Annotated in this window: 21 protein-coding genes; 17 read left to right on the forward strand and 4 right to left on the reverse strand. The window is 44.9% G+C overall.

The features are described 5' to 3' along the window. The first annotated feature begins 49 nt into the window (after positions 1–49). Positions 50–805, forward strand: coding sequence for a tRNA (guanosine(46)-N7)-methyltransferase TrmB (trmB, locus tag NKT06_RS08715; protein WP_076252463.1), 756 nt, complete (start codon positions 50–52; stop codon positions 803–805). Between the two features lie 127 nt (positions 806–932). Here trmB and NKT06_RS08720 read toward each other — a convergent pair whose 3' ends face one another. Next, positions 933–3,185 (reverse strand): AraC family transcriptional regulator, encoded by a 2,253-nt coding sequence (locus tag NKT06_RS08720; RefSeq protein ID WP_253432716.1) that lies wholly within the window; start codon positions 3,183–3,185, stop codon positions 933–935. A gap of 407 nt (positions 3,186–3,592) precedes the next feature. Between NKT06_RS08720 and NKT06_RS08725 the strand changes: the two genes are divergently transcribed. The 3 genes from NKT06_RS08725 (at position 3,593) to NKT06_RS08735 (ending at position 7,112) form a co-directional block, all read left to right on the forward strand. Then, positions 3,593–4,498 (forward strand): ABC transporter permease, encoded by a 906-nt coding sequence (locus tag NKT06_RS08725; RefSeq protein ID WP_017689672.1) that lies wholly within the window; start codon positions 3,593–3,595, stop codon positions 4,496–4,498. Between the two features lie 96 nt (positions 4,499–4,594). Continuing rightward, complete coding sequence (locus NKT06_RS08730) at positions 4,595–5,458, forward strand: carbohydrate ABC transporter permease (protein ID WP_370511436.1); 864 nt, start codon at positions 4,595–4,597, stop codon at positions 5,456–5,458. A 100-nt stretch (positions 5,459–5,558) separates the two neighbouring features. Continuing rightward, positions 5,559–7,112: an ABC transporter substrate-binding protein gene (locus NKT06_RS08735; protein ID WP_483311566.1), complete on the forward strand. Its 1,554-nt coding sequence runs from the start codon at positions 5,559–5,561 to the stop codon at positions 7,110–7,112. A gap of 145 nt (positions 7,113–7,257) precedes the next feature. Here NKT06_RS08735 and NKT06_RS08740 read toward each other — a convergent pair whose 3' ends face one another. Beyond that, positions 7,258–8,409: an MGDG synthase family glycosyltransferase gene (locus NKT06_RS08740; protein ID WP_253432722.1), complete on the reverse strand. Its 1,152-nt coding sequence runs from the start codon at positions 8,407–8,409 to the stop codon at positions 7,258–7,260. Positions 8,410–8,459: 50 nt separating this feature from the next. Next, positions 8,460–8,987 carry a phosphatase PAP2 family protein gene (locus tag NKT06_RS08745; RefSeq protein WP_169478872.1) on the reverse strand — a complete coding sequence of 176 codons (528 nt, stop codon included), beginning with the start codon at positions 8,985–8,987 and terminating at the stop codon, positions 8,460–8,462. Positions 8,988–9,696: 709 nt separating this feature from the next. Between NKT06_RS08745 and NKT06_RS08750 the strand changes: the two genes are divergently transcribed. From NKT06_RS08750 to NKT06_RS08790, 9 genes are all read left to right on the forward strand, one after another. Continuing rightward, a complete protein-coding gene (locus NKT06_RS08750; RefSeq protein ID WP_253432724.1) occupies positions 9,697–10,935 on the forward strand; it encodes a glycosyltransferase family 2 protein in 1,239 nt (412 codons plus the stop codon). A gap of 344 nt (positions 10,936–11,279) precedes the next feature. Beyond that, positions 11,280–11,774 carry a translation initiation factor IF-3 gene (infC, locus tag NKT06_RS08755; protein WP_062833422.1) on the forward strand — a complete coding sequence of 165 codons (495 nt, stop codon included), beginning with the start codon at positions 11,280–11,282 and terminating at the stop codon, positions 11,772–11,774. A 24-nt stretch (positions 11,775–11,798) separates the two neighbouring features. Continuing rightward, complete coding sequence (rpmI, locus tag NKT06_RS08760) at positions 11,799–12,002, forward strand: 50S ribosomal protein L35 (RefSeq protein ID WP_017689665.1); 204 nt, start codon at positions 11,799–11,801, stop codon at positions 12,000–12,002. A gap of 88 nt (positions 12,003–12,090) precedes the next feature. Further along, positions 12,091–12,450 carry a 50S ribosomal protein L20 gene (gene rplT / locus NKT06_RS08765; protein ID WP_017689664.1) on the forward strand — a complete coding sequence of 120 codons (360 nt, stop codon included), beginning with the start codon at positions 12,091–12,093 and terminating at the stop codon, positions 12,448–12,450. Positions 12,451–13,030: 580 nt separating this feature from the next. Beyond that, positions 13,031–14,071, forward strand: coding sequence for a BMP family lipoprotein (locus NKT06_RS08770; RefSeq protein ID WP_253432726.1), 1,041 nt, complete (start codon positions 13,031–13,033; stop codon positions 14,069–14,071). 184 nt (positions 14,072–14,255) lie between these two features. Beyond that, positions 14,256–15,794: an ABC transporter ATP-binding protein gene (locus NKT06_RS08775; protein ID WP_124115488.1), complete on the forward strand. Its 1,539-nt coding sequence runs from the start codon at positions 14,256–14,258 to the stop codon at positions 15,792–15,794. Continuing rightward, positions 15,787–16,866, forward strand: a complete 1,080-nt coding sequence (locus NKT06_RS08780; protein ID WP_036610168.1) for an ABC transporter permease — start codon at positions 15,787–15,789, stop codon at positions 16,864–16,866. Before NKT06_RS08775 ends, NKT06_RS08780 begins: the two co-directional genes overlap by 8 nt. Further along, positions 16,867–17,829: an ABC transporter permease gene (locus NKT06_RS08785; RefSeq protein ID WP_150364821.1), complete on the forward strand. Its 963-nt coding sequence runs from the start codon at positions 16,867–16,869 to the stop codon at positions 17,827–17,829. Between the two features lie 216 nt (positions 17,830–18,045). Continuing rightward, positions 18,046–18,438, forward strand: coding sequence for a hypothetical protein (locus NKT06_RS08790; protein ID WP_253432728.1), 393 nt, complete (start codon positions 18,046–18,048; stop codon positions 18,436–18,438). Positions 18,439–18,444: 6 nt separating this feature from the next. Here NKT06_RS08790 and NKT06_RS08795 read toward each other — a convergent pair whose 3' ends face one another. Next, positions 18,445–18,888, reverse strand: a complete 444-nt coding sequence (locus NKT06_RS08795) for a GNAT family N-acetyltransferase (RefSeq protein WP_483311614.1) — start codon at positions 18,886–18,888, stop codon at positions 18,445–18,447. A 603-nt stretch (positions 18,889–19,491) separates the two neighbouring features. Between NKT06_RS08795 and ilvB the strand changes: the two genes are divergently transcribed. The 4 genes from ilvB to NKT06_RS08815 all read left to right on the forward strand — a co-directional run bounded on the left by ilvB (position 19,492) and on the right by NKT06_RS08815 (position 24,655). Then, the gene (gene ilvB / locus NKT06_RS08800) at positions 19,492–21,243 is read left to right on the forward strand and encodes a biosynthetic-type acetolactate synthase large subunit (RefSeq protein WP_253432732.1); all 1,752 of its coding nucleotides are present in this window, start codon (positions 19,492–19,494) and stop codon (positions 21,241–21,243) included. Further along, complete coding sequence (gene ilvN / locus NKT06_RS08805; protein WP_024628317.1) at positions 21,240–21,722, forward strand: acetolactate synthase small subunit; 483 nt, start codon at positions 21,240–21,242, stop codon at positions 21,720–21,722. Before ilvB ends, ilvN begins: the two co-directional genes overlap by 4 nt. Positions 21,723–21,981: 259 nt before the next feature. Continuing rightward, on the forward strand, positions 21,982–22,974 hold the full coding sequence (ilvC, locus tag NKT06_RS08810; protein WP_062833429.1) for a ketol-acid reductoisomerase: 993 nt from the start codon (positions 21,982–21,984) through the stop codon (positions 22,972–22,974). 139 nt (positions 22,975–23,113) lie between these two features. Beyond that, positions 23,114–24,655 (forward strand): 2-isopropylmalate synthase, encoded by a 1,542-nt coding sequence (locus tag NKT06_RS08815; RefSeq protein WP_253432735.1) that lies wholly within the window; start codon positions 23,114–23,116, stop codon positions 24,653–24,655. The last annotated feature ends 151 nt before the right edge of the window (positions 24,656–24,806 follow it).

A 24,806-nucleotide genomic window follows, 5' to 3' on the forward strand; every position in this document is an offset into this window, starting at 1 on the left:
CTTCGGCAAAATAAGTCTGAGACAAGTATGGGACAAACGGAGGAATAAAATGCGTTTACGTGGCAGAAAAGGGATAAGAGAAAATCTGGAGCAACAAGTTGATCTTGTTGTACTGGACCCCAAGCAGCATAAAGGAAAATGGTCTGAACTGTTTGGCAATGACCATCCGATCTTCGTGGAATTTGGTATGGGTAAAGGTCAATTTATCAGCCAAATGAGTTATAAATATCCGGAATTTAATTTTATCGGTATTGATATGTATGATGAACTGGTGCGTCGTGCCAGTGAGAAAGCTCGTAATGCGTGGAGTCAGGCTGATGTGGAGACACCTCCGAACCTGAAGCTTGCGCTGGCAAATATCGAACAGATCGAGGAAGTTTTTGAACCGGAAGAACTGGAACGTATTTATTTGAACTTCAGTGATCCTTGGCCAAAAGCAAAGCATGCACGTCGCCGGTTGACGCATCCGCGCTTCCTGAAGAAATACACGGAATTGCTTAATCCCAAAGGTCAGATTCATTTCAAAACCGATTCGGAGACGTTGTTTGATTTCTCACTCAACGCCATTGCCGACTTTGGCCTGCAAATGACCAATATTTCTTTGAATCTGCATCGTGATGGTTTGAATGAAGAACATGTGATGACGGAGTACGAGCAGAAATTCATGGGTAAAGGTATGAACATTCACCGGGTTGAAGTGATTGTTGGTGAAGAGGCCCTGCGTGAGTATCAGCAGACACGCCTGGACAAGTATAAAGTTCGTGAAGCTTCTGATGAGTCCGGCGAAGATCAGGAACAGGAATAAATCGAAATCTAACTTAAACTTATTAAAGAAGAGCGACACATGAGGTGAATGATTCATTCTCATAGGTCGCTCTTTTTTGCATTAACAACAATGTGCAATGCTCCATAAACTCACGTCTGGGATGATTTCAAAAGTTCTCTGAATGAAACTCTTTGCGCCGATAATCGTTCGGTGTAACACCATTGAACTTTTTGAACATGCGATAGAAGTATGAACTGTTGGTGAATCCAGTTCTCTCGGCAATGTCGGCAACGGAGTTCTCCGTTTCCACCAGCAGATGCTGGGCCTTGGCTATGCGGGTTTCGTTAATTACGTCCGTGAGCCCTTTCAGGGTGAGCTGTTTGTAGAGCCTGCTTACATAGATGGGCGACATGCTAAGCTCATCTGCGATAGAAGTTAGACATAGATTGGGGTCTGCATAGTCCCGCTCAATAATGCCATTGATTTTACGAATCAACTCTTCGTGCTTCAGTGTACGCTTCTCCTCGACTTTGGAACCAAGCTCATCGAACATACGATAGAAGTGTTCATGTACTTCACTGATGTCTTCCGCTTCTTTGACAGGCAGCATTAGTCCATCCGAGACTGAATCAAGCGTGAGTTGATTATTCTTCTTGAGGGTATTTCGTACATGGTTCAGTGTCATCGTCAGATGGGATAAGGCTAGCTGGAAGACGGTGAACGGGTAAGAGGCTGTTTCACCGACGATATCTGCATAGACTTGTTTGGCTTCTCGCGTCTTACCTGTCATTAGATGATCAACAAGCTGTCTTTCCTTACCTGCCGGGAATGCGTACTCCTTGGCGTGATAAGCCATGATGTCAGAGGTATAGATCAGACAGCCCGGTCCCATGAACAAACGATGCAGTGAGGCTTCGGCTGATCTGGTGTAGGATGCGATACTGTCTTCCAATGAATCTTCTTCCGTTCCGATCGTACAGGAGATGGAGCATTTCAAATGGGTCATTACAGCAGCCTGCATCATGCGCAGCAGCTCTTCGATCCGGTGATGAGCAAGTTGCCCAAGTTCATGGTTTTCCGCTTTTTCATTGAAGATGAGTGTGATCAGATCACCGCCCATGTCCACAGCTTCTGCATTGTAGTGGAGATTGGCTGTCTCGGTGCAGATGTTCATCATGGCGTATTTTACAAGCTGGGTCTCATCACGATACGTTTCGTAGAATTCGGTAAAATGGTCAATACGCAGCAATACCAGTCTGGATGCGCGCTGAACATCAATGGAGGAACCGTAGAACTTCATCCGTTCTTCCAACATACCTCCGGTTACTGTTTCGCGGCCTTGTAGGGCCCCTCGTAGAAAATCCTGCCGTAACAAATGAAGACTGCCACGTCGCTCTGCTTCCATCACACGTAAACGAACAAGCACCTTATCAATAGGGTGATAAAGTTTTCGGGATACAAGGTAAGAGAGAAGCAACCCTGCGATGAGAAGTCCAACGCAAAACAGAACGGTATGTGTGCGCATACTCCGGATATCCGAGGTAATCAGATCATACGGTGTTATTCTCACATAACGCCAGCCCAGATCATCGGGAGCGGTGTAGGTGATGAGTGATTTTTCTCCGTCGACCTTCTCGGTAAAGTAAGCTGACTGCTCGGCATCCTGCATAATTGGCTTCATAAAAGCTTCGCTGGAGAGATTTTTCATCAATGAACGGTCACCAAAGTCAGATAATAGATCCCCATTCTCATTCACGATAAAGGTCTTGCCTGGTTGATCCACAGCATTCATATTTGGACTGAGCCAATCATCCTTGATATTAACGATGACAGCATAGTTTAATTTCGCGTTGTCATTGATCGTGTCATAACAGAGATAGGTGTAGCTGTTAACCTCTGTTGCTTCAGTAGAGCCAACCTGATATGTACGCGGGATGGGGACAAAAGGTTTATAGTCATGGAAGCGTTGGAGGATGCTTGTAATCCCCTGATCATCGATCTCCGAGATGGACTGCTGCCCATTACGCACGTTGGAACTGATAAAGAATTCATTACTTTTAGAGTTATATACATAGATGGATTCAATAAAGGGAAGAGACATGCGGTAGTTGTCGAGCTGCTCCATTGCCGATGTAATCTCATAGATATTTGGTTTGGAATAAAGCAGTAATGAAGAGATGGTGTAGTCCTGATAAATCTGATATGACAATGATTTCGCAGTTTCGGTCATTTTGGCCACTTCACGACTGGTTTGTGTAAGACTGTTCATATCGGTACGATACACCTGGCGAAGAGCAATCCGATTATAGTTGACATACAAAATGGAAGAAGCCACAAGTAAGGTAGCGACGGTACTGATGATAATGCCGATCAGAATCCGTGTGAAGACCTTCTGACTGTCCTCTGAACGTTTACGCATTCCTTTTCCCCCTTGGACCTCCTGTTTTGGGTGAACAACGTAGGACTTCATATACATAAACCAGACTTCATATATGGGTGAGCAGAAGAACAAGAGTACTTGAATTATATATTATGTATGCGTTTACATCAATGCTGGACAGGCCATTTCACCTGCTTTTTCTACATAAAGTTCAACTTTCGCTGGATTGTTCACTAGGTTTAGCCTATGCACGATATCAACATTTGTGAACGGATGTGTGGGGATGTCTGTTCATTTCATGGTTCGTTCATTTTGTTCATAGTTTATTTCGCAGAATCGTTCATTTTCTGAGGGGAAGCTTCAGTATCCGTGAGCGAAGAGAGCATCTACAATAAAAAGAGAGCTCCACCACGCAGCACCGCAAGAAATTCGGGAGGGATCGAGCCATGCTCAAAGAATTGAACAAAAACAAAATTATGTTTCTGATGCTGTTGCCCACGCTGATCTTTTTTCTGATTAACTCCTATTTTCCAATGGTCGGCATCTATTATGCGTTCACCCGGTATGATTTTGAAGGCGGATTATTTGGCAGTCCATTTGTCGGTCTGGAGAACTTTAAGTTCCTGTGGCAATCCGGAATGCTGTTGAAACTCACAACCAATACCGTGGGTTACAATCTCGCCTTCATTATATTGGGAAACGGACTGGCGATCTTCTGTGCGATCATGCTTAGCGAAATCCGTGGCAGGTTATTCAAAAAAATTACGCAATCCGTCATGTTCTTGCCGTATTTCATCTCATTTGTACTATTAAGTGTAATCGCTTACAACATGTTCAACTACGAGTCGGGTTTTGTGAACACGGTGCTCAAACGTTTCGAGGCCGGACCGGTCGATATTTATAACACACCCTGGATCTGGGTGTTTCTGATCATCATCTTTTATCTGTGGAAAAATCTAGGATACAGCATGGTCATCTATCTGGCCGCCATAACGGGGATCAGTGACGAGTATTATGAAGCAGCCCGAATCGACGGGGCCAATATTTTTCAGCGGATCTGGTACATTACGGTACCGATGCTGAAGCCAACCTTTGTCATCCTATTGTTGTTCTCGCTCGGCAGCATCATGAAGGGGCAGTTTGACCTGTTCTATCAACTGATTGGCAACAACGGGGTGCTGTACAACGCTACAGATATTATTGATACGTATGTGTATCGTTCTCTGAAAGTAACGTTTGATATCGGGATGGCAACGGCTGCTGGTCTGTATCAGTCCTTGTTCGGATTCATTTTGATCATGACCGTCAACTATATTATCCGCAAAGTAAATGAGGACTACGCCTTGTTCTAGAAGGCCCGCAGGGCAGGAGGGAGAACAATCATGAACACGCCAATGAATACTCACACGCGTACGAATACTCGTCTCAGAGATTCGGAGTTTACTTTCATGTTTCAACTGATTTCCTACAGCTTCATCATCATTTTATCAATCATGTGCTTGCTGCCTTTTCTGCTGATTCTATCCGGCTCATTTAGCAGCAACGAATCCATAGTGAGGGATGGCTATCACCTCTTTCCAACGGACTTTTCCCTGGAAGGTTACAAAATGGTGTTCAAATTCCCGACTCAGGTACTCAAAGCTTATGGGGTAACGGTCTTTACAACAGTGGTGGGGACTACGCTAGGGCTGTTTCTCATCACGATGGCCGGCTTTGTGCTCCAGCGTAAAGATTTTAAATATCGGAATACGTTCTCGTTTTTTATTTACTTCACAACCCTGTTTGGTGGGGGACTTGTGCCTTGGTACATTATGCTGGCGAACTACTTCAATCTCACGGATACGTACACCGTATTGATTTTCCCGGGATTGATGACGCCATTCCTCATTATCCTGATGAAAAATTTCATTCGTTCGGCAGTGCCGGATGAATTGATTGAGTCCGCCAAAATTGATGGAGCGAATGACTTCCGTATTTATTTCAGCATTGTGTTGAAACTGGCGATGCCTGGGATCGCCACTGTAGGGCTGTTTCTGGCATTGGGTTACTGGAATGACTGGTTTACCTCATCGCTCTTCATTAACAACCCGGATATGTACCAACTGCAATTTTATCTCTATAACACGATGAACACGATTACCTTTATCGACCAGATGGCGATTGGCACAGGGATCACGCTTAGTCAGGATGTGCCTACTGAATCAACCAAGATGGCGATGGCTATCGTTGTGACGGGACCGATTTTGTTCCTGTATCCGTTTGTACAACGTTACTTTGTCAAAGGACTTACGATTGGTGCAGTGAAAGGTTAGAACGTGAACACGCTCTGGATATCAGGCTGCTGGCATCATCTCCGGTCTGAAACATGGCGAGTCCACGCTAACATATAAAGGTTCACCACAAAAAGGGAGGATGCATATGCGTAACAAAACAATTCGGCACCTGTCTCTGGTACTTGCCCTGATGTTGTTTGCCGGGGTGCTTGCCGCATGTAACAACGGTTCGGGGGGATCGTCGCAAGGAAGCGAGCAAGGGGGAACATCCGGGAACAAAGGCGAGAAAGTAACGCTTCAATTCTACATGCTTGGGGATGCTCCCAAAGATCTGCCTGTCATTGAATCCGAGATCAATAAGCTGGCTGAGGCTGATCTGAACGTCAATGTGAAATTCAACTACACCTCATGGACCGACTGGGATCAAAAATATAAACTGCTGCTGTCTTCCGGACAGCCGATCGATCTGATCTTCACAGCGGATTGGACATTCTACCAGTCCTATGCCAAGAAGGGCGCGTTCCTGGCATTGGATGAAATGCTGCCTACAGCAGCGCCAAAACTGAAAGCTCATGTCCCTGATGACATGTGGAATGCTGTCAAAATCAATGACAAAATCTATACTGTTCCATCAACCTGGATTGAGTATGTAACCGAGGGGATTGCGTACCGCGAGGATTTGCGCGAGAAGTACAATCTTCCGAAGCCAGAATCGCTTGAGACACTCGAAGCGTATCTCGAAGGCATCAAGGCCAACGAACCAAATATGATTCCGATCGCGGATAGCAATGCCAACCATACGCATGGTATCCGTCAATTGACATCCAAGCTGGTTAATACAGCAGGTCAACTTCCATATGGATTGGATATTATGTATGACACACCTTCAACCGTGACATCCTATTGGGGATCAGCGCAACATCTGGAAGACCTGAAAACATACAAACGCTGGATGGACAAAGGATTTTTCCCGAAAAACGTACTGAATGTAAAAGATACTTCCAACTCATTGCTGCAAAATGGAAAATCGGCTGTTGTTCTGTCCGGGGAAAACCCTAACAAATTTAATGCAGATGTAATCAAAGTGCAGTCTACGCATCCAGATTGGAAACTGGCTTATTTTCCTTACCCGAATGCAAAAGGGTTTGCACAACCGGTTCACCCGATCCACAATGGTTTTGCGATTCCGCGTAGTAGTAAGAACCCGGAAAAAGCATTGGCATTTTACGAGAAGCTTGTGACAGACAAACGATATAATTGGTTGACTGAATACGGCGTGGAGGGCAAAAACTTCGAGGTAGATAATGGATACTACAAAATGATGGGCGATGCACAAACGAACGGCTTCCCGCGTGAGGGCATGAATGGCTGGGCTTGGCGTAATCCCGAATTTATGCTCTACGATAAAACCTTTGATGATGTCCTGACCATGTTTGAAGATCTGGACAAAATCAAAAAGCCAGATATTTTTACCGGATTTGCGGAAGACTGGACTCCATACCAAGCCGAGAAAGCTGCATTGGAGCAAGTTGAGAAACAATACTTGTATCCGCTTAATGTGGGTTTGGTGGCAGACGTAGAGGCTGGGTTGAATACATTTATGGAGAAGGCTAAACAAGCAGGATTGGAAAAAATTCAGGCAGAATACACGAAGCAGTGGCAGGAGTATTTGAAGTCAGCGGGCATTCAATAGTTTGTACTTTCCTTCATAAAGAAAAGGTGCCCTCAAATTCGAAGGCACCTTTTCAATGTGTATGCAGGCTTGTTTGAAGCCGTTGGTTAGAGGCGTAATTGGACGAAGTCTGCGGGAAGCAGCAAAAGTTCGGATAAATTCAGCTTCATATACGGGCCTCTTCTGCGGATGAAGGACGAACGTCCTCCAACAGATCGATAATACTTTGAGCGCTCTCCATTGGATGAACCTTGGCGATTTCCGCCAGATGACGTTTGCGTTTACGTACGACATCCGGGTAGTGATGCAGCAGTTTGTTCATCCATTTGACCACTACGTCGAGCGAAGAGATGGGTTCTCCCAAACCTCTTGCGGTAAAATAATGGACGTTTTCTTCTTCCTGACCAGGTATAGGATTATGGAACAACATGGGAATTCCTTTGGCTAAGCCTTCGCTGCATGTCATCCCCCCTGGTTTGGTGATCAGCAAGTCGGATACTTCCATCAATTTGTCCACTTCGTTGGTGTACCCGATAATATGAATGTTTTCTTTGCGATACATGGGGTTCTGTTCCATGCTAATGCGTGCTTTATCATTGCTACCCAGACAAAAAATGATCTGAATATCTTCATGCCAGCGTGTCAGCAATGGATGGAGCAGCTTGTCGCTGAGCATTCCCCAACCGCCGCCCATTACCAGAACAGTGGGCATGTTCTTGAGGTTGAATCTGCTTCGGATCTCTTCTCGTCCGGGATGCTCCCAGAAGTTCGGATGCACGGGAATGCCTGTGACTCGAATTTTGTCTACAGGTACGCCACGCAGCAATAATTTGGACTTAACTTCATCTGAAGAAACCAGATAAAGGTCTACTTCACGGTTAATCCATGTCCCATGTGCATCATAGTCGGTGATGACTGTGCACAGGGGAACCTGTACACCCAGGCGCTTCAGTCTGGCTATAACAGCACTTGGAATTGGATGGGTACAGACGATTGCATCAGGACGTAACTGACGCACAACGCTGCGTGTATGGGTGTAGAACAGTTTATGCAGCGCGAGTGTTGTCAGCCGGTTCAATGATTTTTTATATTGGTGTCTGTATACGTATCCGACAAGTTTGGGTTGGTTGGTAACCGTTTTTTTGTATGCAGTTATAATAAGAGGTGCAACCTTGGGATTTAAGAAACTTCCCAGTTCCAGCACTTTCGTCTGCACGTCTGACGAGAGCTTTCGCAGATTGCTGGATAGTGCATAGGCGGCTTGAGTATGACCCGTACCAAAGCCTTCAGATAATAGTAATACTCTTTTTTTCTCCACGCTTACTTCACCTGTTCCTGCTAGGTTTTTCTGAGTCTAACATATCGGCTTTAAGACCAGAATGCAACTGTTGCAAGTGCGACTAAAGTACCTATTGTGGCACCTGCCAGAACATCGGAAGGGTAGTGTAATCCCAGATAAATTCGAGAGAATCCGACAATAAGGGCCACAGGCAACAATATTAGCAATAAGATCGGATCAGTGGTCATAAATGGAACCGTGACCGAAAAAATGGCAGTTGTGTGTCCTGAAGGAAACGAGTGGTCCGTCAGGGGATTACGGAATGTAATTGTATCCGGCAAGGCCAGATAAGGTCGAATGCGGGGATACAATTTTTTCGCGATGGCTACAGGAATGTGACTGACCGCAAGAGCGATACAAGCCTGGAGTCCTGTTGTGCTCCATGGAGCTGGAGCAAGCAGCCAGATTAACAAGGATACTGCAATAGAAGAAGTTGCTCCACCCAGATGGGTGAAATAATACAGCCAAAAATTCATAAAACGATTATGAAGTCGGCCGTTGATCCACATAAAAACATTTCGATCATAATCTTGAAACTTTAAGAATAAACGGCTCATATTGGCCTCCTGCCAGTCAGGCCGCCTGTAATGGCGGCATTATTTCCGGTCATCTTCTGCATCCGGTTTCGTCCTGATTAATATATAACCGTTTTTCAAGTACTTGAGGTTATTTCAGGTATATGTTTATCATATTTTTAAATGTTGTCCTTTTCAAGAAGAACCCATGTAAAGAACGTAAAATTCATGTTAAAGAGTGGATATATACCCATCTTAACTTTTTGACTTGTGTCAGCCAAAAAAGATACAATGATTCAACATGGCTGAAATGAGGTAAAAAAATGTGAGTTTTGGTTTAAACTTTTTGAGGTCTGTTTGCGTTATTTGTTATAGAGCCTCTGACGAAGAATAACATGCTGATGAAAAAAGCAGGGACTTTAGAAATAAAAATCAAGTAAACGGCTGAAAATAAGATATAACAGGCATGAATGCGAGGTTGTGGTATCACGAAGTGTCTATTCAGCGTTTAAAGATCACATTTCTCCTTCAGAAAGTGGAATTGGGGTTTTGACAAATGACTGAAAAGAATACAGAATCGATAAAGCAGCCAACTGACAGCAACCAAGCTTTGAAACATTGCCTGATAAATTCACGTATTACACAAAAGAACAGGGTCATATTCTGCACATTACAAAAAAATAAATTGCAGAATCAGGAAGAGAAATGCTTAAGTAAACTGGGTTTGAAAAAAAGGGGGTAACAGAGAACGATGTTGGACGCTATATTCGTCACGATGCAGGTCATTCTGGCACTGCTAGCCGTGTACCAATTCACGTTTTCGCTGTTCGGTCTGATTAAGAAAAAGAAAAAGAAACATTATCCGGCGACAAAATCATTCGCTGTACTCGTCGCAGCACACAATGAGGAACAAGTCATTGGTGCCTTGATGGAGAACTTGAAACAACTTGATTATCCGGAAGATCTGTATGATGTGTTTGTCATCTGTGACAACTGTACGGATGGAACGGCTCAGATTGTTAGAGAACATGGGTTGAATGCCTGTGTACGTACTAACGCTGATCTAAGAGGTAAAGGGTATGCCATCGAATGGATGCTTAAGTACCTGTGGAAATTGCCACGTCAGTATGACGCAGTTGTTATGTTTGACGCGGATAACCTGGTTGACCGTAACTTCTTGCTTGAGATGAATGATGACTTGAACAATGGTTCACGTGTTATCCAAGGATACATTGATACGAAAAATCCGGAGGATTCCTGGATCACTGCAGCTTACGGTGTATCTTATTGGTACATTAACCGTCTGTGGCAGTTGTCTCGTCATAACTTGAATATGGCGAATTTCCTCGGAGGAACCGGTATGTGCTTCGAGACCAACCTGCTGAAGGAAATTGGCTGGGGTGCAACAAGTCTGGTTGAGGATCTGGAGTTTACGATGCGCAGTGTGCAACGTAATGTGTATCCTGTTTTCAACTATGACGCCAAAGTATTTGATGAGAAGCCATTAACGTTCAAAGCTTCAGCCAGACAACGCCTGCGCTGGATGCAAGGTCACTTTACAGTTGCACGTAGATACTTCTTCCCACTGCTCTGGCAGTCCATTAAGGAAAGAAGCCTGGTGAAATTTGACCTTGCTATCTATGGAGCCAATGTCTATGTTGTGTTGCTTACGTTCCTGATGACCGCTGTGATGTGGGTAGACATGGCCATATTTAAAGGTCCGCACATTGCGAATATTTATGGATACTTCCCGTTATGGGTTGGATTCGTGGCTATCGGTCTGAATATTCTGACGTTCCTGCTATCTATGGCGCTGGAGAAGGTTACCTTTGCCAAAGTTTATCTATATCTGATCTTGTTCCCGATTTATCTGCTGTCTTGGTACCCGATTACGTTCTACGCTTTCTTCACGCAGAACAACAAACAGTGGAGCCACACCCAACACACACGTGTTGTGCGGCTGGATGAGGTACAGAGCAAACAAGGATAAAGGAACATGCAGACGAGACTTTGTCGACATCGGATATAACAAATGTATAATTCATAAAAAAAGTTGTGAAGATGTTGACAATGCATTTCGTGGATGTTATAGTATTCAAGTGCTTTAAAACGGATTTAAGATGAATAGCAATGGAATCACAAGTAGAAGTCCGACTTCTCACCTGATCAACACTATGTTGGCTGGTCAACGATCCCAATAATTTATGAAGTGTATACTCATGAAGAATTGTGTTGATTACAGGGATGTCGGTAGCTTGACCGGCATCCCTTTTATTTTTGTGTAACTGGATATTCAAAATGACCTGGAGGTGGACGGTTATTAGTAAAGATCACATGATTAATGATGAGATTCGGGCGAAGGAAGTACGCCTTGTCGGAGCTGAAGGAGAACAAATTGGGATCACGCCCATTCGCGAAGCACTGCAAATGGCGATTGACCTGAATTTGGATCTGGTCAATGTGGCACCACAGGCTAAACCGCCGGTGTGTCGTATTATGGACTATGGCAAATTCCGCTATGAGCAACAAAAGAAAGAAAAAGAAGCCCGTAAGAACCAGAAAATTGTTGACATTAAAGAAGTATGGTTCCGTTCCAATATTGAGGAGCACGATTATCAAACGAAGCTTCGTAATGTAGTTAAGTTTTTGAACGAAGGCGACAAAGTGAAATGTTCTGTTCGTTACCGCGGACGTGAAATTGCACATGCCGCGATTGGTCAACGGATTTTGGAGCGCGTTAAGGTAGAAGTTGCAGAACTTTGTACTATTGAACGTCAACCAAAATTGGAAGGCCGCAGTATGATCATGATCTTGGCTCCTAAAGCCTGATAACATTGGAGGAGGAAACACAAAATGCCTAAAATGAAAACACACAGCAGTTTGAAAGGACGCTTCAAAATTACCGGTTCCGGTAAAGTCCTTCGTTACAAAGCTCACAAAAACCACTTGCTTTCCCACAAATCTAAACGTGCTAAGCGCGTTCTGAACGGTAACCCAGTTATGGCTGCCGGGGATGTTAGACGTTTGAAACAAGGTTTGGCTAACTTGAAAGGCTAATTCTAATTAGTACATTCCGTATGGGGGATCGGCTACGGCCGTACACATACCACGGATACATTTATATTTATTTGGGAGGTTCTTTAATATGGCAAGAGTAAAAGGCGGTTTTGTAGTACGTCGTCGTCATAAAAAGGTTTTGAAACTGGCAAGAGGTTATTTCGGTTCCAAACACCGTATTTTTAAAACAGCTAACGAGCAAGTAATGAAATCCCTGGTATACGCATACCGTGACCGTCGCAACACGAAACGTAACTTCCGCAGACTGTGGATCGTTCGTATCAATGCTGCAGCACGTATGAATGGTTTGTCTTACAACAAACTGATCCATGGTTTGAAACTTGCTGGTGTAGACATGAACCGCAAAATGTTGGCTGATCTGGCCGTTAACGACATCAATGCGTTCAACTCTTTGGCTACTGTAGCTAAAGGCAAAATCAACGCTTAAACTGTATGATACAAGCCGCCGTACCTATATGGCGGCTTTTTTTACGGCTTGGAAACAATTCGAAGATGAATCTCTGAATGAGTAGAGCGAATAGGCCATGGTCTGGAAGGGAACAATGAAACCAGATAACTGGTGGATAACAGTCCATGGAAATACATAAAATACGAACGGTGAAATAATACAAATGAAAACAGGTAAATCCTTTTCTTCACTAAAGTTCGTGATATGTTTTTGTTATATAAAATCACATCGTTGTAACGTTAGTGTGTTAAAACGCTAAATTATTAAGCGTTTTCAATAAAAAAAGAACAAAAATATGTGATATTTGGTGATGAAACATCTGGATTTTAACACTGGTTGATTGTATAATCACCTCTAGTAGGCTAGTCCTAGATTTTTCTCTCCATGTCATAATGTTCGGTTTTTCGACAGATGATAGGATGCTTCAAGGGTGAGAATGCGCTTTTAATGTCGAAGAAACCATACATTCTGCATAAAAGCCATTCCTGCTATCTGTTAACCGTTCAATTGAAGGCTGGATTGGAATGAAGGATATATCATTAAGGGGGAAAAAGAGAAAATGAAAAAGATGCTCAGCTTGTCTTTGGTGATGTTGCTGGCGGTATCGGTTATGCTCGCAGGTTGCGGTAGCAAACCGAAAGAAGAAACAAATGCCGGAGGAGATACAGGTGGAACTCCCACTGAAGCCAAATCCGATCTCAAAATCGGTATGGTTACTGACGTAGGTGGAGTTAATGACAAATCCTTTAACCAATCCGCTTGGGAAGCTCTGCAAGCGACTGAAACAGAAACAGGGGTAGCAGTTAAATACCTGCAAAGTAAATCCGATGAAGAGTACATTCCGAACTTGAACGAATTCGTCAAAGGTGGATATGATCTGACTTGGGGTATCGGTTTCCAATTGGCTGATGCAATCAAAACGGTTGCTGACCAAAACCCGGATTCCAAACTCGCGATCATTGACAGTGTAGTGGATTCTCCTAATGTTAAGTCCGTAACTTTTGCTGAAGAAGAAGGATCCTTCTTGGTTGGTGTTGTTGCCGGTCTGACAACAAAAACAAACAAAATTGGTTTTGTAGGCGGTATGGAAAGCCCACTGATCAAAAAGTTTGAAGTAGGATTCAGAGAAGGTGTTAAAGCAGTGAACCCTGATGCTCAATTCATTTCTAACTACACAGGTGCATTTGATAAACCTGACTTGGGTAAAGCAGCAGCAGCAACACTTTACAATGAAGGCGTAGATATTATCTTCCACGCTTCTGGCGCAACAGGTAACGGTGTGTTTAAAGAAGCAAGTGCTCGTAAGAACCAAGGTCAAGATGTATGGGTTATCGGTGTTGACAAAGACCAATCTCTTGAGTTTGGTGACGAGATCACTTTGACTTCCATGATCAAAAAAGTTGACGAAGCAGTTAAGCGCGTTAACAAAGAAGTAGTTGATGGTACATTCGCCGGCGGTTCCGAGAACCTGACTTTGAAAGAAAACGGCGTAGGTATTGCTGATACCTCTACTGCCAACGTATCTGCTGATACACTTGCTAAAGTAGAAGAGTACAAAGAAAAAATCATCAGCGGCGAAATCAAAGTTCCTACAGAGTAATTTTGATCCTAGTCGCAAATGAATAATCATTGGGGCCGGTCTTGACCGGCCTTATGATTGCAAGAACAGGAACATTTGATCAAGTCATCATAACAATTGTACAAGGTCACTGTGTATCAACGCTCCGGTAGGAGCTTTTCTTTCGTTTGCGGAACCACACTATATCAGTTATAAGGGTGATTACATGGGTGCAGCAACCCCCGTCGTTGAGTTAAAACAAATTACGAAGCGTTTCCCAGGCATTGTTGCCAACGACGCCATCAGCCTTCAGCTTCGTAAAGGCGAGATCCATGCGCTACTGGGCGAAAACGGCGCTGGTAAGTCAACGTTGATGAATATTGTATTTGGTCTCTATCAGCCAGATGAAGGTTCCATTGAAGTGAATGGCAAGCCTGTCATCATCGACAGCCCTAACCGAGCAATCGATCTTGGCATCGGAATGGTGCATCAGCACTTTAAGCTTGTACAGCCGTTCACGGTAACAGAGAACATTATTTTGGGATCTGAACCAACGAAGGGTCTCAATATTAACTATAAAAAAGCAGCCGCTGAAGTTCAGCGTCTTTCCGAACAGTATGGACTTAAGGTGAATCCTCATGCCAAAATTCATGATATCTCTGTCGGAATGCAGCAACGTGTCGAGATTGTTAAAACGTTGTATCGAGGTGCAGACATTCTGATTTTTGACGAGCCTACAGCCGTATTGACTCCTCAAGAGATCAAAGAACTGATGATCATCATGAAGAAACTTGTAGCTGAAGGAAAGTCCATTATTTTGATCACGCACAAACTTAAAGAGATCATGGAAATTTCCGATACGGTAACGATTATCCGTCGGGGTAAAGTCATTGATTCGGTTAAAACATCGGAAACCAATCCAAATGAGTTGGCAGAGAAAATGGTGGGGCGGAATGTCACGTTCAAAGTAGATAAAAAGCCGGCTACACCAGGAGCGAATGTGCTTGAAGTCAGCAAATTAACCGCCAAGAATAAAGAAGGTATTGCAGTATTGAACCAACTTAACCTGAACGTACGTGCTGGAGAAATTGTTGGAATTGCAGGCGTGGATGGTAACGGTCAAAGTGAACTGATTGAAGCTCTTACCGGACTTCGTAAAGTAGAGAGCGGTTCGATTCTTTTGGAGGGTAAGGAGCTGTCCAATCATTCTCCGCGCCATATCTCGGAGTCGGGTGTAGCCCACATCCCGGAAGATCGACATAAACACGGACTTGTACTTGATTTTTCAGTGAGTGAAAATATCGTTCTGGAATCGTATTATAAAGCACCATACACCCGTAAAGGTTTCCTTAACTTCGATGCCATCAAACAGCAAGCGAAACGACTTGTTGAGGCATTTGACGTACGTACACCAAGCATCGAGACCAAAGCTCGGTCCTTGTCCGGAGGAAACCAGCAAAAGGCCATTATCGCCCGTGAGGTAGATAAAAACCCTGAACTGCTTATCGCTGCGCAACCAACACGTGGTTTGGATGTAGGGGCTATTGAGTTCGTGCAAAAGCAACTGATTGCACAGCGCGATCAAGGGAAGGCTGTTCTACTGATTTCATTTGAGCTTGATGAGATTATCAATGTATCTGACCGAATTGCTGTTATTTATGAAGGACAGATCGTTGGCGAGGTGCTGCCGGAAGAAACCAATGACAGGGAGCTCGGCTTGATGATGGCGGGCAGCACCCAAAAGAGAGGTACTGCGCATGAATAACGTATTGAAATGGTTTACGCGAGATTCATTTATTTTGCCTGTAGTAGCTATTATTATGGGTCTTATTCTCGGTGGAGTTGTCATGCTGATTGGTGGTTACAATCCAATCGAAGCCTATGGTGCATTGTTCACCAAGGTATTTGGCGACATGTACAACTTTGGTGAAGCAGTACGGGAAATGACACCACTAATTATGACTGGACTTGCATTTGCATTTGCATCACGTGCAGGGTTGTTTAACATCGGGGGAGAAGGTCAATTTCTCGTTGGTATGACCGCTGCAACATTTGTTGGTGTTAAGTTTGCAGGTTTGCCGATCTACCTTCATGCGCCACTGGCTTTGATTGCCGGTGCATTATTTGGTGGTCTGTGGGCCGCTATTGCTGGTTATCTGAAGGCGGCACGTGGGGTCAATGAAGTTATCAGTAGTATCATGTTGAACTGGATTGGTCTGTATCTGGCGAACCTTATCGTACGCCAATTCTTACTGTTGAAGGGCGAGAATCGTTCCGTGGATATCAGCGAATCGGCTTCGATTAGTTTGACATGGCTCTCTGAACTGATGGGCAATTCCCGTGTACACATGGGGACGTTAATTGCCCTTGTGATGGCTGTGCTCTTTTATATCTATATGTGGAAAACAAAACAAGGTTATGAAATCCGCGCGGTAGGTTACAACCCTAATGCGGCTGAATATGCAGGTATGCATGTTAACCGGAATATCGTAAAAGCGATGTTTATCAGTGGTATGCTTGCGGGTCTTGGTGGTGCCTTCCAGGTTCTTGGTGTGTTCCAATACCAAACCGTAATGTCGGGTTCACCGGGAACAGGCTTTGACGGAATTGCGGTTGCCCTGATTGGTTTGAATCATCCGTTTGGGGTGTTATTGGGGGCAGTGTTGTTTGGTACCCTCACGTACGGATCTGCAGGTATGAGTTTTGCTGCGGATGTTCCGCCTGAGATTATTCGGATTGTGATCGGTTCGATTATCTTCTTCATTGCGGCACAAGGCATCGTGCGCTGGATACTTAAACCGTTCTATTCGAAGCGTAAGAAAGAGAAGGTGTTGTAGATGGACTTGTTGACAATTGGGCAAATTATCAATACGACGCTTGTCTTTGCTACGGCATTGATTTTTGCATCACTCGGCGGAATTTTTTCGGAAAAATCAGGGGTAACGAATCTTGGACTTGAAGGCTTTATGGTCTTCGGTGCCTTTGCAGCTGGTATCGGGGCGCATTATGCTCAAGAAGCGGGTATGGGCGGAACGACGTCGGCCTGGATGGGGGTTCTGCTTGCGATTGTATTGGGCATACTGGTATCGTTGATTCATGCCGTTGCGTCTATCACATTTAAGGCAGACCAGATTATCAGTGGTATTGTCATTAACTTTTTGGCAGCAGGAAGTACGTTGTACTTGGTTAAACTGTTGTTCGAAGGTTCTGGTGATTCACCGTTGGTTCAAGGCTTCAACAAGTTTGATGTGCCATTCTTGAAAGACATTCCTTTGCTTGGAGAAGCCTTCTTCAAAAACGTATATCCAACGACATATCTGGCAATTCTGTTCGTATTCCTGACGTATTACATCATGTTTAAAACACCATTTGGTCTGCGCCTTCGTTCTGTAGGTGAACATCCAAGTGCGGCTGATACGGTTGGTGTTAAAGTGCGTCGTTATCGCTATGTTGGCGTTATGATCAGTGGTGCGCTTGCAGCCATTGGTGGTGCTGCAATCACGTTGACGACTACGGGTACATTCTCACACAATACGGTTTCCGGCCAAGGTTATATTGCCATTGCAGCTATGATCTTTGGTAAGTGGAATCCAATTGGTGCATTTGGTGCGGCTGTCTTCTTTGGATTCTCACAAGCAATCCGAAACTATGTGCAGTTGTTTGAATGGTCACAAAGTATTCCCCAGGAAATTATTTTCATGTTGCCTTACCTGCTTACCATCATCGTTCTTGTTGCAGCGGTTGGACGTTCTTCGGCTCCGTCTGCACTCGGTGAAGCGTATGACCCGGGTAAAAGGTAGCAATGTGCAACTTGTCAATTTATTATCCAAAAGCTTGATAAAAGGGTCCGCCTTGTGCGGGCCTTTTTTGTTTTCTTGAACGTAGGCAAGCCACTTTTTCACGTTTACTTTGGTTCTCGTGCAGATACCCATATTTTCAGGTAGGGACAAAGAAACAGGCGAATCCAGTCATGGACGAATACACTGTTTTGAACGATCCGAGGAGGAGGGGAAAGTATGAAACTACAAGTTACGCGTGATGAAGCGATGAAATTAATAGGCAAAAATATTGTTGCAATCAAAAAAGACGGCACTCGGGTTACGGGAAAGCTGTTGAAAGTATCCGGCAATAAACTGGTACTGAAGCGTCTGAATGGCAAAAAGGTACGCACAAAAGCGATTCTGCCACTGGTATTATTTGATTTGCTGGCTATTGCCACACTGCCTTATGCTTATGGCGCTGGTCCCGGCTTCGGTCCCGGATATGGACCAGGACCAAAACCAGGCCATGGATATGGCCCAGGTTACGGACCTGGATATGGTGGACCTGGAGGACCTGGTGGCGGATATGGACCGGGTCCTGGATTCGGTCCTTATGGACCTGGGCCACGTCCGCCAGGATTTTTCTAGGATATTCTATAATGTTTTTTCCAATTCGTAGCAGCGGCTTATCATGATGTATCGAATCGCGCTGTATCCATTTTTTTGATAAAACTGAATCCCTTTGGTATTGCCTTCATCCACCATCACTTTCGATCTTCGACAACCCCGGGATGCCGCAAAGCTCTCTGCTTTGAGCAGCAAAGTTTGCCCATAACGTTTGCGTTGTTCTTTCAGGCTAACAGCCATCATATCGACATAGAGCAGTTCCCCATGCATGAGAAAATGGATGAATGCCACAGCAGCTTTATCTGGCTCCGGCGAGACAACAAAGGTCATGCCCCTGTTCATTCGCAGGGGTATTTCTTTGCGGATTTTGTTAATTTCTTTTTCACTCATGTGAGAGAGAGGCACAAGTTGAGTGTCAATCAGCTTCATGATGGCGCCATCATCCAGCTTGGATGTGCGTTGCCGAATCACCATACGGAGCCTCCTTTCAGGACCAGTCGTGCTGCTCGTATATCCTATGCCCGAGACAAGATAAAAGGTGACTGAATGAAGCGCCGAGATTAGGGCAACCTTAAAGGTTGAAGAGGGAGGAAGGAAGGTTCTCTGAATTTTTATGCAAAACAGGTATTGACTTATCGGTTGGAGGAATCATATAATGTTCCTAACATTTAACGAGAATATTTCATCGGCTATGAAGAGGACGAAGTTTTAAGGGCTCTTTTGCTCAGAGAGTGGCTGGAATTGCTGAAACCACCACCATTATCCCTTATATACGAGCTCACCTCGGAGCTGTTTTCCTGAAAAGCACTGGATGTCACTCCTTTCGCGTATTAGGGAAAATCGTATGTCTGCGTTACAGACAACAGGTATGGGAAACGACTATGTTCGTTTGAGCTATTCGTTTTGTTGTACCTGGTAAGGTCCGTTATTGCGAAATTTCGGGCAAAGTTGGGTGGTACCACGGAAGCGATAACCTTTCGTCCCTCGCAAGCATGAACTTGTTTGCAGGGATGGAAGGTTTTTTTTGTAACTTTAAATGTCAGAATGGTGTAAATTTCGAGAGGAGGATGACTGATGGGAGCTCAAATTCCAGAAGTGCGGTCAACAGATGAATTACGTGAAAAATGGATGAAGCCGGAGGTCATTAGCGGATCCGAAATTCTGCTGAGAAGCTTGTTACTTGAAGGTGTAGAGTGCGTATTTGGTTACCCGGGCGGCGCAGTGTTGTACATTTACGATGCGATGTATGGTTTCGAGGATTTCAAACACGTTCTCACTCGTCATGAACAAGGAGCAATACATGCAGCTGACGGATATGCACGTGCAAGCGGCAAAGTTGGTGTCTGCATCGCTACTTCCGGACCAGGAGCAACGAATCTGGTTACGGGTATTGCAACAGCGTATATGGATTCAGTACCACTCGTAGTCATTACGGGGAACGTTATTTCGAGCCTGATCGGGTCAGATGCTTTCCAGGAAGCGGACATTACCGGGATTACAATGCCAATCACGAAACACAGTTACCTGGTAAAAGATGTAAAAGATCTGTCTAGTGTAATTCATGAGGCATTCCATATTGCCAATACCGGTCGTAAAGGTCCTGTACTGATCGACATACCGAAAGATGTATCAGCGAACAAAACATTGTTTGAACCGACAACTGAACCTGTTATATTGAGAGGGTACAATCCACGGACAGTACCAAACAAACTGCAGGTTGACCGTTTGGCCCAAGCCATTCAGGAAGCAGAACGTCCAATGATTCTGGCTGGTGGCGGTGTGGTGTACTCGGGTGGACATGAAGAACTGTTCGAGTTTGTTGAGAAGACAGGTATTCCAATTACAACGACTCTCCTTGGTTTGGGTGCTTTCCCAAGCGGTCATGAATTATGGACGGGTATGCCAGGTATGCACGGAACGTACACTTCCAATCAGGCTATTCAACAAGCGGATCTGCTGATTAATATCGGCGCACGATTCGATGATCGGGTTACAGGCAAGCTGGATGGATTCGCTCCACATGCCAAGATCGTTCATATCGATATCGATCCGGCTGAGATTGGTAAAAACATTGCAACCGATATTCCAATCGTTGGTGATGTGAAGACTGTACTGGAAATAGCCAACAAAGAAGTTGGACGTGCCGAGCGTGCAGACGCATGGAGAGATCAGATCAAACAGTGGAAGCAAGAGAAACCTTACAGCTATACCGATTCAGACGAAGTGCTGAAACCCCAGTGGGTTGTGGAAATGCTGAATGATACAACCAAAGGTGAAGCGATTGTAACTACGGATGTGGGACAACATCAGATGTGGGCAGCACAATATTACAAATTTAATCAACCACGTTCATGGGTAACTTCGGGTGGTCTCGGTACGATGGGCTTTGGATTCCCTTCTGCCATAGGTGCTCAGATGGCCAATCCGGACAGACTCGTTATCTCCATTAACGGTGACGGCGGAATGCAGATGTGTTCCCAAGAACTCGCGATCTGTGCCATTAACAATATACCGGTTAAAATTGTGATCATTAACAATCAGGTACTCGGAATGGTTCGCCAATGGCAAGAGATCATCTATGAGAACCGTTACAGTCATATCGATTTGGCAGGAAGTCCGGATTTTGTAAAATTGGCTGAAGCTTATGGCGTAAAAGGTTTGCGTGCAACGAACAAGGAAGAAGCCGAGCGTGCTTGGCAGGAAGCTTTGGATACACCGGGACCGGTCGTTGTTGAATTCGTAGTTCGCAAGGAAGAAAATGTATATCCAATGGTTCCGCAGGGAGCAACAATTGATCAAATGCTGATGGGGGATGCTGACGAATGATTAGACATACGATTTCAATATTGGTTAACGATCAGCCAGGCGTCCTTCAGCGGGTATCAGGGTTGTTCGGTCGACGCGGATTTAACATTGAGAGTATTACAGTGGGTCAATCAGAAGAACCCGGACTCTCCCGGATGGTTATTGTCACCATTGGTGACGATAAAACGCTGGAGCAGATTGAGAAACAATTGTACAAAATCATCGATGTGATTAAAGTGGTTGATTTCAGCCTGAAACCAATGGTAGCCCGTGAACTTGCCCTGATCAAAGTTAAAGCAGAGCCTTCCGAGCGTCCTGAGATTCTGGGTGTGGTAGAAACATTCCGCGCATCCGTTGTAGATGTTGGTCCAGGCAGCCTGATTGTACAGGTGGTCGGAGATACGGACAAAATTGATGCGATGATTGAACTGCTCAAGCCATATGGCATTCGTGAATTGTCCCGTACAGGCATAACTGCATTGGTACGTGGCAACGTATAAAGCTATAATGATGAAGAGGGACGACGGTTAGCTAACATATATAGTTGATCTTAAGTGAGTGTCAGTCCCTTAACAGCTGCAATTTAACATTTTAGTGATGTAACGCTTGAAAAGATAGATACATTCCCGCATTAATGGGCGGGTGTCTGAACGGATCGATCAGACCTGAGATGCTTTGGACACTCCAAGCGAGTCGGTCCCTTGAGACACCCGCTCATTAATGAAGGGTTCTTTACAATACAAAGGAGGACTTATAAACATGCCAGTAACTACTTATTATGAACAGGATGCAGAGCTTAACGTATTGAAAGGAAAAACGATCGCGGTAATCGGTTATGGTAGCCAGGGCCACGCCCAAGCGCAAAACCTTCGTGATAGCGGATTGAACGTAGTCATCGGACTTCGTGAAGGTAAATCCTTCGACACTGCAAAAAATGACGGATTTGAAGTTCTGTCCCCGGCTGAAGCAACAAGCCGCGCAGATGTAGTTCAAATCTTGCTCCCTGACGAAACTCAAGCTTCTGTATACAAAAACGAAATCGAACCAAACCTCAAAGAAGGCGCTGCACTGCTCTTCTCCCACGGTTTCAACGTTCATTTCGGTCAAATCGTTGCTCCAAAAAACAGCGATGTATTGCTGGTAGCTCCTAAGTCCCCTGGTCACATGGTACGTCGTACTTATGTGGAAGGTTTTGGTGTACCGGGCCTGATCGCGATCGAGCAAGATGCAACGGGTAAAGCAAAAGAAATCGGTTTGGCTTATGCTAAAGGTATCGGTTGTACACGCGCAGGGGTTATCGAAACTTCCTTCCGTGAAGAAACAGAAACAGATTTGTTCGGTGAGCAAGCTGTTCTGTGTGGTGGCGTAAGTGCATTGGTAAAAGCTGGATTCGAAACATTGACAGAAGCGGGTTACGCTCCTGAAATGGCATACTTCGAATGTCTGCACGAACTGAAGCTGATCGTTGACATGATGTATGAAGGCGGACTTGCAAGTATGCGTGATTCCATCAGTAACACAGCTGAGTACGGTGACTATGTAACTGGACCTCGCGTTGTAACTGAAGATACGAAGAAAGCAATGAAAGAAGTGCTGACGGATATCCAACAAGGTAAATTCGCACGCGACTTCATCTTGGAGAACCAATCCGGACGTGCATTCTTGACAGCAACTCGTCGTAACGAAGCTGAACACCCAATCGAAGTGGTTGGCGGACAATTGCGTGAGATGATGCACTGGATCAAGAAGTAAGCATTAACTTTTAGAACCTGCACTTTAAGGTATTCAAGTAAACTTAGAGCTTTAACTGGGAATAGCGGCCGTGCTTATGCGTGAGCCGCTATTGCTGGTTCAGAGAAACATTATAATACAAGTACAGGAGGTGCGAAGCGTGCGTAAAATCTATGTATTTGACACAACGCTGCGTGATGGAGAGCAATCCCCGGGAGTCAATCTGAACACTCGTGAAAAGGTGGAAATTGCCCATCAGCTCGAGCGGCTTGGCATTGACCGGATGGAAGCTGGTTTCCCGGCGGCATCTCCAGGTGACCTGGCAGCTGTCAATGCAGTAGCAAAAGCGGTTAAAAATGTGACTGTAATTGGCTTGTCCCGTTCCAGAGAGCAAGACATTGATGCGGTTAAGGAAGCACTTAAAGGCGCACAGGACCCGTGCATTCACGTGTTCCTGGCAACTTCTCCTATTCACCGCCAACATAAATTACGTATGGACAAAGGACAGGTACTGGATACAGCTCGTTCCGCGATTCGTTATGCGAAGAAAACATTTTCGAAGATCGAGTTCTCACTTGAGGATGCAGGCCGTACCGAGTATGATTTCCTCGTGGAAATGGTGAACATGGCTGTTGAAGAAGGTGCAGCCGTTGTGAATATTCCGGATACGGTTGGTTACCTGAGCCCATATGAATACGGAAACATTTTCAAACATCTCAAGGAGAATGTGCACGATATTGAAAAGGTACAGCTGAGTGCCCACTGTCATAATGACCTGGGTATGGCGACCGCCAATACCCTTGCAGCTATTCTCAACGGAGCCGATCAGATCGAAGGTACGATCAATGGCATTGGTGAACGTGCAGGCAACACGGCGATCGAGGAAATTGCTATGGCGCTGGAGACACGTCAGGAGTTTTTCCAGGCGAAAACTTCACTGCAGTTGTCTGAGATTGCACGGACCAGTCGTTTGGTTAGCCGTTTGACAGGTATGGTTGTGCCAGGAAACAAAGCCATTGTTGGGGCGAACGCCTTCGCACATGAATCCGGAATTCACCAGGACGGCATGCTGAAGGAAAAAACAACATATGAGATTATGACGCCAGAGTCTATCGGTCTGAAGGAAAGCAAGCTTGTACTGGGTAAACATTCTGGTCGTCATGCCTTCCGTGAGCGGTTGATTGATCTGGGATATGAGCTGGACGAAGAAGCATTGAATCGGGCTTTTGCCCAGTTCAAAGAACTGGCTGATAAGAAGAAAGAAGTTACTGACGAAGATCTGCTTGCCGTGATTGAAGAGAAATTGCAGGATGCACCTGAGGTGTATAAACTGGAATCGATCTTTGTTACGTACGGAGATGAATCGGTACCCACAGCCAAAGTACGCATTGCGACACTTGACGGGGGTACGGTTGAGAAGCAAGCAGAGGGTAATGGATCGGTAGATGCAATCTACAATGCGATTGACCAAGTGAGTGGGGAAGACGTAACGTTGTCTGACTATTCCATCAAATCGGTAACACATGGTAAGGATGCATTGGGTGAAGTGCATGTTGTGCTGACTCAAAATCAGGTTTCGGTACAAGGACGTGGTGTAAGCACAGATATATTGGGTGCAAGTGCACGTGCCTATGTGGACGGTCTGAATCAATTAATTGAGAAACGCAAGACATACACAAATCGTGTAAATGTGAACCTGTAGGCTGCATTCCGGTGCAGCAGGACAAACCCTTCATTGAACTGGAAATTATAGCTAGGACACATGTATGCTGACAGTACGATCTATCTCATTTTGAATGGGTATAGAAGATCGTTCGAGCTGTTTTGTTCCGTTCAGTGAGGTACGTAAAGAG

Source organism: Paenibacillus sp. 1781tsa1 (assembly GCF_024159265.1).
Classification (GTDB): domain Bacteria; phylum Bacillota; class Bacilli; order Paenibacillales; family Paenibacillaceae; genus Paenibacillus.